This is a genomic window from uncultured Thiocystis sp., assembly GCF_903866365.1.
Classification (GTDB): Bacteria; Pseudomonadota; Gammaproteobacteria; order Chromatiales; family Chromatiaceae; genus Chromatium.
On record NZ_CAIPNF010000267.1, the window covers coordinates 1 to 12800 of the forward strand.

11 protein-coding genes are annotated in these 12800 nt (G+C 65.0%); all 11 read right to left on the minus strand.

The window, feature by feature from the left end; translation table 11 throughout:
- Positions 1 to 136 precede the first annotated feature (136 nt).
- Positions 137 to 1720: a penicillin-binding transpeptidase domain-containing protein gene (locus QZY07_RS14695; RefSeq protein WP_295404184.1), complete on the minus strand. Its 1584-nt coding sequence runs from the start codon at positions 1718 to 1720 to the stop codon at positions 137 to 139.
- Entirely contained in the window at positions 1717 to 2763 is a 1047-nt protein-coding gene (menC, locus tag QZY07_RS14700; RefSeq protein ID WP_295404187.1) for an o-succinylbenzoate synthase, read from the minus strand. The genes QZY07_RS14695 and menC overlap by 4 nt, the downstream gene beginning before the upstream one ends.
- Positions 2760 to 3689 carry a 1,4-dihydroxy-2-naphthoate polyprenyltransferase gene (locus QZY07_RS14705; RefSeq protein ID WP_295404190.1) on the minus strand — a complete coding sequence of 310 codons (930 nt, stop codon included), beginning with the start codon at positions 3687 to 3689 and terminating at the stop codon, positions 2760 to 2762. The genes menC and QZY07_RS14705 overlap by 4 nt, the downstream gene beginning before the upstream one ends.
- A gap of 257 nt (positions 3690 to 3946) precedes the next feature.
- On the minus strand, positions 3947 to 4363 hold the full coding sequence (locus QZY07_RS14710) for a type II toxin-antitoxin system VapC family toxin (protein ID WP_295404193.1): 417 nt from the start codon (positions 4361 to 4363) through the stop codon (positions 3947 to 3949).
- Positions 4363 to 4617 (minus strand): type II toxin-antitoxin system Phd/YefM family antitoxin, encoded by a 255-nt coding sequence (locus tag QZY07_RS14715; protein WP_295404196.1) that lies wholly within the window; start codon positions 4615 to 4617, stop codon positions 4363 to 4365. The genes QZY07_RS14710 and QZY07_RS14715 overlap by 1 nt, the downstream gene beginning before the upstream one ends.
- 71 nt (positions 4618 to 4688) lie before the next feature.
- A complete protein-coding gene (gene menB / locus QZY07_RS14720; RefSeq protein WP_295404199.1) occupies positions 4689 to 5549 on the minus strand; it encodes a 1,4-dihydroxy-2-naphthoyl-CoA synthase in 861 nt (286 codons plus the stop codon).
- Between the two features lie 236 nt (positions 5550 to 5785).
- Positions 5786 to 6271, minus strand: a complete 486-nt coding sequence (locus QZY07_RS14725) for a CreA family protein (RefSeq protein WP_295404202.1) — start codon at positions 6269 to 6271, stop codon at positions 5786 to 5788.
- A 27-nt stretch (positions 6272 to 6298) separates the two neighbouring features.
- Positions 6299 to 7495 carry an FAD-dependent oxidoreductase gene (locus QZY07_RS14730; protein ID WP_295404204.1) on the minus strand — a complete coding sequence of 399 codons (1197 nt, stop codon included), beginning with the start codon at positions 7493 to 7495 and terminating at the stop codon, positions 6299 to 6301.
- 10 nt (positions 7496 to 7505) lie between these two features.
- Complete coding sequence (locus QZY07_RS14735; protein WP_295404207.1) at positions 7506 to 8054, minus strand: hypothetical protein; 549 nt, start codon at positions 8052 to 8054, stop codon at positions 7506 to 7508.
- Between the two features lie 46 nt (positions 8055 to 8100).
- On the minus strand, positions 8101 to 8688 hold the full coding sequence (locus QZY07_RS14740) for a DUF3365 domain-containing protein (RefSeq protein ID WP_295404209.1): 588 nt from the start codon (positions 8686 to 8688) through the stop codon (positions 8101 to 8103).
- 347 nt (positions 8689 to 9035) lie between these two features.
- Complete coding sequence (locus tag QZY07_RS14745) at positions 9036 to 12491, minus strand: EAL domain-containing protein (RefSeq protein WP_295404211.1); 3456 nt, start codon at positions 12489 to 12491, stop codon at positions 9036 to 9038.
- Positions 12492 to 12800: the final 309 nt, after the last annotated feature.

The following is a 12800-nucleotide window of genomic DNA, read 5'->3' on the forward strand; positions in this document are numbered from 1 at the left end:
ATCCATGAAAACAGCGTGACGTGGCGTCGATGTCGTGAAAAATGGCCATTCAATGACCCATTGATGAGAAAGTCACCTTGATTTTCAGCCTCCAGAGCGGCTTCGCCGCGACGTCCGACCTAAGTCGGACAGGCTCCTAGTCGCGAATCAGCCCCAACGCCTGCGCGCGCAGCAGCAGATCCCGCGCGATCGGGGCCGCGACCGCGGAGCCATAACCGCCCTGTTCGACCAGCACGGCGATCGCCAGCTCCGGGCGGTCGGCGGGGGCGAAGCCGACGAACCAACTGTGCGAATCCCCCTGGGGATTCTGCGCGGTGCCGGTCTTGCCCGCGATGGCGAGGGTCGGTTGGTCGATGCCGCGCCCCGTGCCCTCCGTGACAACCTTGCGCAGCATGGGCGCGAGTTTCCCGGCCGTTGTCTCGCTCATGAAGCGGGCGAGCGGCCTGGGCGGTTCGTTTTCGATCAGCCGGGGCGTCATCGCCAGTCCCTGATTGGCCACCGCGCCCGCCATGATGGCCATGTAGGCCGGCGTCACCAGCAATCGCCCCTGCCCGATGGACATCTGCGCCAGGCCATAGCGATCCGAGCGATCGAGACGCGGCGCCTGACCGGTGCGCATCGCCCAGACGCCATAGGGACTCTCATGGAGCCGGATCTGACGATTGAGTTGGAACCGGTCGGTCATGGCGTCGAAGGCGTCGTGACCGTACCGCACCCCGAGTTGCGCGAAAAAGACGTTGGACGATTTCGCCAGCGCCCGCGTCAGATCCAGCCGTCCATACCCCTTCCAGACCGTTCCATTGTTGCGCGCGCCGTAATATTCGTGATCGCGAATCTTGCGATAGCGAGCCGAGGTCGTGAAACCGTCCGCCGGACAGTCGAGCGTGCCCGCGAATCCCTGTTCGAGCGCCAGACTGGCCAGGGCGATCTTGAAGGTGGAGCCCGGCGGATAGAGTCCCTGGGTCGCGCGGTTCAGCAAGGGCGAGGCGGGATCGCCGCCCTGAAAGAGCGCCGGGGTGATCTGGTTGGGGTCGTAGGAAGGGACGCTCGCCAGCACGCGAATCGCGCCATCGATCGTATTCAGCAGCACCACCGCGCCCCGGCACTCGCCGAGCCGTTCGACCGCGAGGCGTTGCAGGTCGGCGTCCAGCGTCAGGGTCAGATCCTGTCCGCGCGGGCGCTTCTCCTGGACCACCAGCTGCCGGCCCAGTTCGCTCCAGTTTTTCAGACTTGCGGCCGTGCCGCCATTCAGATGAACGGTCGCCACGGCCTCCATCCCGGTCGCCCCGAACATCGGTTGCGTGTAGCCGACCACCGGCGAGAACACCGGCCCATCGGGATAGATCCGGTAGACCTTGCCAAGAATCTCCTCGCTGTAGGCGAGCACCTCGCCCCGGCGGTCGAGAATCCGGCCGCGTTCAATCCAGTGGGCAGGATTGAACTCGCGTCGGTCGTGCAGCTGCATGAAGGCGATGAATTCGGGACGGAAGACACCGGTCAGTTGCCAGGTCGCCTGATAGAGCAAGAGACCGAGAAACAACAGAGACAGCAGAATCGTCGGGACACGAAAGGCGCCCGTCGGCTTGGCCAGATGCCGCAATTGGGTGAATTCGCGAACCTCATACATGGATTTGAGAAGCGCGAACACGGACACGAAAAAGGCGACCTGCAGGATCAGCCGCAGGACCGACCAGACCTCGGGATCCAGGCTCGCGGTCATGGGGACGGCTCGAATCCCGAGCCCGCCGTCCGGGGCAGATCGATCTGACCGAGTCGCGGGCGCGGGGCGGGGCCAAGATCGGCGGCCAGCCAGTCCGCCGTCGCGAGTCCGTGCGGGATGGGACTGCCGATGGCGGCGGCCAGTTGCGCGGTCGGCCACAGACCCGCCGCGCTGTCCACCAGACCGGTGACGACGACCTCGATCCCCGCCGCCCTGGCGCGCGCGGACAGCGCGAGCGCGCGCGCCAGACCGCCGAGCGCGGCCGGTTTGAGGACGATGCGCCGCACGCCGAGTGTCGCGGGATCGAGGTCCGTGCCCAGTCCGTGCAGCGATTCGTCGCGCGCCAATGGAAAGGCCGCGCCGGCTTGAAGCCTTGTCAACATCTCGGAGTCGGGGTTGCGCAGGGGCTCTTCGAGCGATTCGATGGGGAGCGAATTCAGTCCGTCGATCAGGCGTCTGGCCACGTCCGGTTCCCAGGCGCCATTGGCGTCGAGCCGTAATCCGATGTCGGACGGCAGATGGCGCGCAAGATCGACCAGATGTTTGAGTTCGGCGGTCGGGTCATGGATGCCTACCTTGATCTTCAGCACCCGGAATCCCGCGTCGCAGGCCGTCTGGAGATCGGCTGGGACGAGCGTTCCAAGCGCGCCGAGCAGGGCGTTCACCGGCACCTCGTCGCGCGCGCTGTCGGAGAGCCAGCGCCGCAACGGGAGCCCCCGGCGACGGCTGGCCAGATCGAGCAGGGCGCATTCGAGGGCGAAGCGGGCGGCGGGGGCGGTCGCCAACTCCCGCGCCAGCGACTCCAGCAGGGTGTCCGCCGACCGGGACAGCGCGCAAGCCCGCGCCTGGCACAGCGCCTCCCAGGCCGCCTCGGACGTTTCGGTGCCGGCGGCCGGCAGCGGCGCGCAATCGCCATAGCCATGCAGTCCCTCGGCGCTCGCCTGGATCAGCCAGCCCCGACGCCGCGCGAAACCGCCGCGGGCGCTTGCCCAGGCACGGCGTAGCGGCAGTTCATAGGGTCTGACCTGAAGTCGCTCGATCACGGCAATCCGGGGAGCAGAAAGCCGACGATCAACAGCACGACGAGCAGGGACTGAAAGAGCGCCGTGCGGGCGAGTTGGGTATTGAGCGCCTCGCCACGGGCGCCGCGAAAGAGCCGGAGACTCAAAAACGCGGCCAGCGGCAGGGCGGCGAGCAGCGGCCAGGCGCCGCCGGGGAGATCCGCCGCCAGCAGGACAAGGACCGGCGCCAGCAGCAGCAGGGTATAGAGGATCCGGGCGCGCGGACGGTCGAGGTAATGACAGAGGGTCCGGCGCCCGGCCGCGCGATCAGTCTCCAGGTCGCGGTAATTGTTCACCAGCAGCACGGCGGCGGCGGGCAGTCCGAGCGCGAAACCCAGCCACAGCGGCCGCCAGCCGAAGGTCAGGGTCTGGAGATAATAGCTGCCGCCCACTGCCGCCATCCCGAAAAAGAGCAGGACAAAGACCTCGCCGAAAGGGCCATAGGCGATGGGTCGCGGACCGCTGGTATAGGCATAGCCGGCGGCGAGCGAGGCGAGTCCGACGAGCAGAATCGGCCAGCCGCCGCGCGCGATCAGGGCCAGCCCCAGCAGAAAGGCGAGCGCGAACGTCAGGTGCGCGGCGGTCTTGACCTGCCGCGCGCTGAACCAGCCCTGGGCCGTCGCGCGCGCGGGACCGAGACGCGCGGCGGTGTCCGCACCGCGCTCGAAGTCCGCCGCGTCGTTATGCAGATTGGTTCCGATCTGGATCAGCATGGCCGCGAGCAGGGTGCAGAGCGCCGCCAGTGGGGCCAGTTGTCCCGTTTCGGCGAGCGCGAGCGCGATGCCCGCGATCACGGGGGACAGCGTCAGCGGCAAGGTCTTGGGGCGCGCGGCCGCGATCCAGCGCGTCAGGCGCGAGGGCGTTTGCGGGGCCTTTCCAGGTAGGCAAACCTGCGAGGTGTGGGTCATGATGGAGTCGAAGGTCGGTGAGTGAGTGAGGCCGAAAGGGGCCTGGCTAGGATCGGCGCCGCTCCGGGTTTCAGGCGATTTCCGGGAAAGTTCATACCCATGCCCAAGGCTTCAAAATGGACAGGATTAACAGGATGTTTCAAGATTCACAGGATTCAAAAACAGCTTTTGACGAAATCCTGTCCATCCTGAGAAATCCTGTTAATCCTGTCCATTAACCGCCTTTCTGTTGGGTAGATTGGTTTCAAAAAATCACCTCAGACATCCGCCCAGGGATTCAGGATCCGCACGCCAGTGGGCGCGAAGTCGGGAACATTTCGGGTGACCACGGTCATGCCATGAACCAGCGCGGTCGCCGCAATGAGCGCGTCCCGCTCCGCGCGCGGATCTGGCACGTGCAGACGTGCGCAGCATTGCGCAACGGCGAGATCGACCGCGAGAATGCGCTCGGAAAACCCCGGCAAGACCTGGCTGTCGAGCCAGGCGCGCAAGATCGCCCCTTGAGCGGCATCTTTCCGCTCCCGCGATAACACGCCAATCTCGAGTTCCAGCACGGTGATGGACGACAGAAAAAAGCTGGCAAGCGGGGTCGCGGCGGCCCAGGCCCTGACCCTGGGGTCAGCCTTCTCCGGTCGGCGCATCTCGGAAACGACATTGGTATCCAGAACGAACATCAGGACAGATCCGCCGGACGCAAAAGCCCCATGACACGCGGCGGCTCGAAATCGACATCCGGGGCCGCAGTCTGGGCCAGCGCATCCAGCAAGGTCATTCGGCCGCCCGACAGTTTTCGATAGTCGTCGATGCTCATGAGCACATGCGCCGGTCGGCCACGGTCGGTGATGAAGACCGGACCCTGGTTGGCGGCCTTCTTGGCATCGCTGGCGTGCTGATTGAATTCCCGGCTTGAGATGGTCGTGATCGTCATGTGAGCACCCCATTCTGAGTGAGTAGCGACGTTACTACAGAGAGATGATCGCCGCCAGCGGGCCGCGAGTCTCAAGGCCGCCGCGGAAACCGGTGAAAATCCGGCTCGCGTTTTTCGAGGAAGGCATTGCGTCCCTCCTGCCCCTCCTCGGTGGTATAGAAGAGCGCGGTGGCATTGCCCGCGAGTTCCTGAATCCCGGCCAACCCGTCGGTGTCGGCATTGAAGGACGACTTGAGCACGCGCAGGGCGGTCGGCGAGAGCCGGTTCATCTGGCGGCACCAGTCGACCGTCTCGGACTCCAGTTCGCGCAGGGGCACGACGGTGTTGACCAGGCCCATGTCGAGTGCCGCCCGAGCATCGTACTGACGGCACAGAAACCAGATCTCCTTGGCCTTTTTGAGCCCCACGGTGCGGGCCATGAGACCGGCCCCGAAACCGCCGTCAAAACTGCCGACCCGTGGGCCGGTCTGACCGAAGCGCGCGTTGTCGGCGGCAATGGTCAGGTCGCAGATCAGATGCAGCACATGTCCGCCGCCGATCGCATAGCCCGCGACCATGGCGACCACCGGCTTGGGCAGGGTGCGGATCTGGCGTTGCAGTTCCAGCACGTTCAGATGCTCCACGCCAGACTCGTCCTGATAGCCCGCGTCGCCACGGATGCGCTGATCGCCGCCCGAGCAGAAGGCCAGGTCGCCGGCGCCGGTCAGGACGATGACCCCGATCTCCGGATCCAAGTGGGCGCGATGAAAGGCGTCGATCAGCTCGCGCACCGTCTGGGGGCGAAAGGCATTGCGCACCTCCGGACGGTTGATGGTGATCTTCGCGATCCGCTCGGCCTGTTGATAGAGGATATCCCGGTAGCGGTCATCGGTGGGCGTCTCCCAGACGATCGGCGCGCGCCCGGCGCCTGGCCGGCCTTCGGGTTGCTGCATGTTGTCTGACGCCACCGGTAAACCTCATTGGGATAGAAACCAGACTGGGGATTTTATCCGCAAATGGGGCTGGATTGAGGATTGGTTTCCGATGCATCCGCCGTTGTTCGCGGGGACAGACGCGGTCGATTTGCCCGGCGGTTCCGGGTCGGTGCCGATCCGGGCGGTGGGACTCTCAGCCAGGGCTCACGACACATCGGCCCGCACTGACAGGGGGGCGTGGTTGGGGCAACGCTTCACTGTGTCGGCGTGGCAGCCTTGGTCCAGGGCTGGATGGCGACCGCCGTGACGCTGTTCTTCGGCGAACCCTCGATGATCCGGTCGCTATAGCTCAGATAGACCAGCGCATGGCGCGGCGCATCGTAGAAGCGGACGACCTGAAGCGTCTTGAACAGGATCGAGGTACGCTTCTTGAACACATCCTCGCCGTCGCGTTTGCCCGAACGCACATCGTCCGACAGGTCGATCGGTCCAATCTGGACGCAGTCGAGCGAGGCATCGGAGGTGTCCTCGGCGATGCCGACCGCGCCCGAGACGCCGCCAGTCTTGGCACGGCTGAGATAACAGGCGACACCGGGGATGAGTTCGTCCTGAAAGACCTCGATGACGATCTTGTCGTTGGGGCCCATCCATTTGAACTTGGTGGCGACGCTGCCGATTTCTTCGGCGGCGATCGGCGCGGCGAGAGCGACGAGGATCAGGGCGAGGAGGGTTTTGCGCATGGTGCATTGCTCCTTTGGGGTGTTCGCCTAAGCGCCGAACAGACGATCCGACTCGGCGCGGCTGCGGGTCAGCGCGTCCTCGATCGAAACCCCGAGGAACCAGTTGCCGGTGACGCCAAGCCGTTGACCGGATAGCGCCGCGTCGAGCCGTTGCACCAGATCGGTGTGGCCGTGACGCAAGGCTGGCAAACGATTGTGGACATAGGCGCGGGCGGCGATGCGCTCGGGTTTGACGCCGAGCACGGCGCAGGCATGGGCGGCCTGAGCTTCCTGACAGAGTTCGCCCGGACGGAAGTGGAAGGCGAAGCCGCGATAATTCGCGTCCGGCAGGAAGTCGCGCGAGACCGCCGAATAGAAAGCATCGTCCACGGCGATCAGCCCCGCCAGGGGCTTGAGATCCAAATCACGGTTGCGGAAGGTCAGAACCAGGGTTTCGATCTCGGCCATGCCGATCCCGGCGATGGTCGCGCGCGCCGTCTCGAACGCCTTGGGCATCAGGGCGGTGGCGGCGTCGGGCGGAACCGCCAGAGTCAGGGCGGCACAACGGATTTCGTCGGCCTTCTCGACGAGTATCCGAAAACCCTCGCCATCCGGTTCGATGGCCGAGACGCGCTGTCCGGTGCGGACCGCGATGGACGACTGGGCGGCGATGGCGTCCGGGATGGTCGAGAGCCCTTCGGCGAAGGTGAACGCTTTGATGACCTCCTTACGGCGCGGTTTACGGCGAAACAGCGCCTCGGCCGGATAGTCGTCGGCGGGTTGACAGATGACGGCCTGGAAGGCATGGCGCAGCAGATCCCGATAGTTCCGATGACCAAGCACGGTTCCATAATAATCGGCGACGCCGCGCCCGGCCTTGGGTGCCCGAAAGATGCGCGGGATGGAACGGGCAGCCTCCAGGAAATGCAGCGCGGACGTAATGGAGCGCCGCTTACCGTCCTTCCAGAGCGAATAGCCGACCTTGACCTTGGGCTGTACCCGGTCGGTCAAACCGAGATCGTCCAGGATCGACAGCAGGTTGCCGTAGCTGTTGAAGCAGGTGTGTCCGCCGGCCTCGGTCCAGTAACCGTCGAGCGCATCGAAATGCTGGCTGTTGAGACAGCCACCGATCCGCTCGCTGGATTCGAGAACCAGTGTGGAAAGACCCCGGCGGGCGGAGAAATGGGCGGCGCCGAGTCCGCTGATGCCGGCGCCAATCACGATGTGGTCGAAGTCTGTGCTCATTGAGTGGGCGTCAATCCGTGTTGTCCCTGGGGTCGGGGGTGTCGATGGCCGCCAGCGAAAGATGGCTGAGGTCCGCCGCCGGGGCAGGCGCGACGGTCGGTTCGCAGTCCTCAAGGCTCCAGTCGGGACTGGAGACGAGGCTTAGATAACTGGTATCGAGGTCCGGAATCTTAACCGGGCCGGTCGGTTCGAGAAAGCCGTCCTGGGGTGCGAGCGCGAGACCGGATGGCGCACTGGGCGCGGGCGACGCCTCGGCGCGCACCGGGGAGGCTTCGTTCGGATCGGCGTCGCCGTGCTCCGCAACCTCGGACTGAACGCGGGCCTCCTCACAGGGAGCGATGGTCAGAACCGCTCCGGCCTGGGCGAAAACCCGCTCGAACTTGGCCGCCGTGGCAACGTCGACCGCGTGTCTGACAAACACCGGCTTGCCCGTGAACAGCCGGGCGACGCCCGCGTCGTCGAGCTTGAAGAGCGCGCCCAACTGCCGGCGCACGGCACTCGGGTCGGCGTCGGGCACGAGCGTGCCGTCAAAGCTGAGGTCGAACTGAACGTCGGCCATGGATCTTCACCTCCGGACCCCGGCCGGGTTCCGGGGCGGTTTGCGATCAGAGTGGTTTGGTCAGGCTGAAGGCGCCGCGAATGTCGCCCAGGCTGTAGCCGCGAGCCTGATCGTTAGGATAATGCTCGTCGAGCGCCGCGGCTACCTCCGGGTTGATCGTGCTGCCGTGACAGGCCAGGCAAACCTCGCCGGTGGGGATGGCCTTCATGAAGCGAAACGCCTTGCCGGCCTCGGTCTCGACCACCGTGGCTTGTGCCATGGTCTGCACATCCTCGCCCGCCGCCTTGCGTTGCTCGAACGCGGTCAGCACGTCCTGTTCCCAGGCATCGGGGGTATCGAGTTCGGCGTTGCGAGTCTTGAGACTGGTTCGCTTGACCTGCCAGCCGGTCTTTTCGCCCAGTTCGGCGGCGATGGCCGGCGCGCGCTCCTTGCAGACGCCGATGGCCTGGACTGGGCCGCCTTCATCGATCGCGGCCTTGAGTTCGCCCTGCAGTTGGGTCGCGAACGCCTTGACGATGCCCTTGGCCTCCTCGACATTGGGGTTGACCGGCGCCTTTGCGGCAGGCGTTTCGGCGATGGCCAGGCCGACGGTCAGAAAGGCGGAGGCGGCGGTCAGACGGACAAGTGTTTTCATTGGAGGTCAATCTCTTCTGTTGATGGATCGGTTGAAAGGTTGAGTGGGATGCCCGGACAGTGTGACGGGTTCGGGCCCCGTTGCCTTTGATGGATCGCATCCCGAGAGTTCCCCGGCCCCGCCGATCAGACGTTTGAGACGTGGGCTTAGGTGATTTCCTGAAAACAATCTACCCATGGAGAGGCTGTTAATGGACAGGATTCACAGGATTTCGCAGGATGAACAGGATAGAAGCCATTGTTTTTAATCCTGTCAATCTTGCGAAATCCTGTGAATCCTGTCCGTTTACAAGTTAGACGCGATGTCGCTCGGGACACGTTCATGGGATGTTGTTTTCGGAACTCGCCTCAGCCAATGGCCGCCGCGGTCGGCGCCGGTCGCAGCCAGTGTCGTTCGATTTCGCTGGCCGGAATCGGGCGGGCATAGAGATAACCCTGCGCCTGCCGACAGCCATGGCGTCGGAGAAACGCTGCCTGCTCCTCGGTTTCCACCCCCTCGGCGATGGTAATCAGGCCCAGCGCGGCGCCCAGCGCGATGGTGGCCTTGACGATCTCGGCGTCGCCCGCGTCCAGGATGACATCCTGGACGAATTCGCGGTCGATCTTGATCTTGTCGGTGCGGAATTTGCGCAGGTACTGGAGCGAGGAAAAACCGGTGCCGAAGTCGTCGATGGCGAAATGAACCCCCAGTTCGGACAGACGCACGATGTCCGCCTGGGTCTGCGCGGTGGCCTCGATCAGCACGGTCTCGGTGAATTCGAGTTCCAGGTGCCGGGGGAGCGCGCCGGTGTCGTGCAGGATCTCCAGAATACGGTCGCCGAAGGCGAGATCGCCGACCTGCTGGGCGCACAGATTGACCGCGATCCGTCCGAAGTCGAGACCCTGTTCGGCCCACGCGCGGCTTTGCCGGCAGGCCTCGGTCAGCACCCAGTCCGACAGACCCCGGATCAGTCCGCGCTTCTCCGCCACCGCGATGAAGTCGCCTGGATGGAGCAGGCCGCGGCTGGGGTGATGCCAGCGCACCAGCGCCTCCATGCCCACCAGACCGCCCTCGTTGAGGTCGAACTGCGGCTGATAGTGGATCAGCAACTCGTCGTGCTTGATGGCCTGGGAGAGTTCGCGGGCGATCTCCATGTCCTGCTTCAGTTGCAGGGTCATGGCGTCCTCGAAAAAGGCATGGGTGCCGCGTCCGGCCTCCTTGGCCTTGTAGAGCGCCACGTCCGCCTGGGCGATCAGCTCGTCCACGTCGCGGCTCTGTTGATTGGCGATGACGATCCCGATGCTGGTATTGATGTTGAGTCGGACGCCGTTCAGGTCGAAGTCCTGACCGAGCTGCTCGACGATCTCCCCGGCCAGCATGGCGGCGTCGGCAATCTCCTGGATGTCGCCCTGCAGCAGGGCGAACTCGTCGCCGCCGAGACGTGCCAGCAGGTCGGTGCCGCGGGTGATCGCGGTGAGCCGATCGGCCACGGCGCGCAGCAGCTCGTCGCCGACTGGATGACCGAGACTGTCGTTGACATCCTTGAAGTGGTCCAGATCCAGCAGGTGCAGAGCGAAGCGCTTGCGCTCACGCCGCAGCGCGGTGAGCGCCTGTTGCAGCTCTTCCTTGAACAGCAGCCGGTTGGGCAGGCCGGTCAGGGCGTCGTGGAAGGCGAGATGCTGGATCTCCGCCTCGGCGCGCCGCCGGGCGCTGATGTCGTGGAAGGTCACCACCGCCCCTTCGATCCGCTGGTCGCGTCGCAGCGGGGTCGCCCAGTATTCGGCCGGAAAACAACTGCCGTCCTTGCGCCACAGGACTTCATGGGCGACATGGTGATTGCCGCCTTCGCGCGCAGCGGCCAGCATGGCGCAGTCGTTGTTAAGCAGCGGCGTACCATCGGCGCGGGAGTGATGAATCCGTTCGTGAACGACGCCGCCGATCAACTCGTCGGGGTCGAAACCGACCAGACTGGCGGCGGCCGGATTGATGAAGGTGATCCGGCCCGCGAGATCCAGACCGAAAATCCCCTCGGTGCTGGATTCCAGCAGCAGCCGCGACTGCTCCTCCGCCTTGCGGATCGCGGCCTCGGCCTGCTCGTGTTCAATGACGATCGCCGCCAGTTCGGCCGCCGATTCGATCAGTTCCAGATCCGCCACCGTCGGCTCCATCGTCTGGGTGGCATACACGGCGAAGGTGCCGAGTACCTGTCCGGCGTGGTCCAGGATGGGTTGCGACCAGCAGGCGCGCAGCGGTGTCTGGAGCATCAGCTCCCGATAGTCGGCCCAGTCGGGATGCGCCAGGATGTCCGCGACGATCACGCGCTGGCCGGTGACGGCCGCGGTCCCGCAGGAACCCACGCCGAGCCCGACCCGCACGCCCTCGACGGCGCGGGTATAGGACTCGGGCAAGCGCAGGCTTGCGAGCGTGTGCAGGGTCTGGGACTCGGGGTCAAGTCGATGGATCGAGCAGATGGCGTGCGGGGCGATCTGTTCGAGATAGGCGACGATAGCCTCCAGCATGTCGGTCATGGGCCGACCGCGCGCCAGCATCTCCAGCACCCGGTTGCGGCCGTCGAGCAGCCGACGGGCGCGGCGGTAGTCGGTGATGTCCTTGGCGACGCTGACGAAACCGACGACCCGCCCGCGCTCGTCGCGCTTGTAGTTCCAGTCCACCTGTACGTCGATCAGGCGACCGTCGCGAGTCAGATTGCGGTTGTAGTAGGTCTCGGGCGGCGGCTGGCGGAGCGCGAACGACTGGAGATCGCGCAGCAGGGCCGTGCGTTCGTCCTCAGGCACCAGATCGGCGACGCTGCGCCCGATCAGTTCCTCGGAGCGATAACCTAGCAGCCCGTGACAGGCGGGATTGGCGTACTGAATGACGCCGACGGTATCGATTTCCTGAATGGCATACTGGCTGACCTCGATCAGGGTGCGAAACCGTCGTTCGCTCGATCGCAGTGCGCGTTCGGCCCGCCGGTGCTTCGCGATCATGGTCGTCGCGGAGCGGGCGATCGTCTGGAACTCGCTGAAAGCCATCGACGGCGGCGCAATCTCCAGTTGCGAATTGGCCGACTGCTCGAAGTATTCCAGGAAGGATTCGATATTGGCGCGCGCCCGGCGTGTCAGCCTGCGGATCAGGAGGTAGAAGTAGGCGACGATGAGCGCGAACAGCCCGCCGATGGAAAGGATCTCCATTTGAAAGCGCTGGCGGACGGACTGACGCATGGCGCTGACGCCTTGTTCGATCTCGTCGAGATAGGCGCCGGCTCCGACATACCAGCCCCACTCGTCGAGCGCCTCGACATAACTGAGTTTGGGCGCCGAGCGTTGGCCTGGGAACAGTGGCAGGACATACTCGACGAAGCCGCCGCCGGCGCGCGCCTGCTCGATCAGCGCGCGCACGATCGGCTTGCCGTTCTCGTCGATCGTCTCCAGCATGTTTTCTCCCTTGGCCGGTCCCGCTAGCGACAGACCGTCCCATTGTCCAGCGAAGACATAGGTGCCGTCCTCGAAGGACAGCCGTTCGAGCCAGTCCAGGGTCGCGCGCTGCGACTCGGCGCGCCGATCGGCCGAGGCGTTCTCCTCACCCTGGCCCGAAGCGACGAGGGCTTGCTGGTGGCGCGCGAAGGCCATCGCCTGGCGCACCGTCTGGCGCAGACGGTCCTGCTCTTGCGCCAGGGACTCCGCCCGCAGACTGGCCGTCTCCTGCCGCATTTCCAGATGCTCGAACAGGGCAACCACCATCAGGCTCATGCAGATGGCGGCGAGCGCCACGGCCAAAGTCTTGTGAGACAGGGTGGTGACGAGCGAGGGAACGGTTGGCATGTGGATGGCTGGAGACTGCCGAAGTGGTCTGTACTGGCGTGCACTGAATCGGGGTATTCTAGTCGCTGGGCAGATTCGATGCGAAGGCGACCTCATGCTGAAGACCACCTGGAAACCCTTCTGGACGTTTTTTCCTTGGCTCGCCGCAGTTCCGGTCGTGATTCTCGTGCTGATCTATCGCTGGGAAATGGCCGCTTTTTATCAGAACCTGGGCCGGGACGAGGCGCTGGCCGTCGACGCCCAAACCGAGGTCGTGACTCAGTGGCTGCACGAGGCGGTCGCCGATGTCCTCATTCTGACCGCGCAGAA

Coding starts and splice junctions, on each gene's coding strand:
- QZY07_RS14735 (WP_295404207.1), bottom strand. CDS start 8,054: ATGGCCGACGTTCAGTTCGACCTCAGCTTTGACGGCACGCTCGTGCCC.
- QZY07_RS14695 (WP_295404184.1), bottom strand. CDS start 1,720: ATGACCGCGAGCCTGGATCCCGAGGTCTGGTCGGTCCTGCGGCTGATC.
- QZY07_RS14705 (WP_295404190.1), bottom strand. CDS start 3,689: ATGACCCACACCTCGCAGGTTTGCCTACCTGGAAAGGCCCCGCAAACG.
- QZY07_RS14725 (WP_295404202.1), bottom strand. CDS start 6,271: ATGCGCAAAACCCTCCTCGCCCTGATCCTCGTCGCTCTCGCCGCGCCG.
- QZY07_RS14730 (WP_295404204.1), bottom strand. CDS start 7,495: ATGAGCACAGACTTCGACCACATCGTGATTGGCGCCGGCATCAGCGGA.
- menB (WP_295404199.1), bottom strand. CDS start 5,549: ATGCAGCAACCCGAAGGCCGGCCAGGCGCCGGGCGCGCGCCGATCGTC.
- QZY07_RS14745 (WP_295404211.1), bottom strand. CDS start 12,491: ATGCCAACCGTTCCCTCGCTCGTCACCACCCTGTCTCACAAGACTTTG.
- QZY07_RS14740 (WP_295404209.1), bottom strand. CDS start 8,688: ATGAAAACACTTGTCCGTCTGACCGCCGCCTCCGCCTTTCTGACCGTC.
- QZY07_RS14715 (WP_295404196.1), bottom strand. CDS start 4,617: ATGACGATCACGACCATCTCAAGCCGGGAATTCAATCAGCACGCCAGC.
- QZY07_RS14710 (WP_295404193.1), bottom strand. CDS start 4,363: ATGTTCGTTCTGGATACCAATGTCGTTTCCGAGATGCGCCGACCGGAG.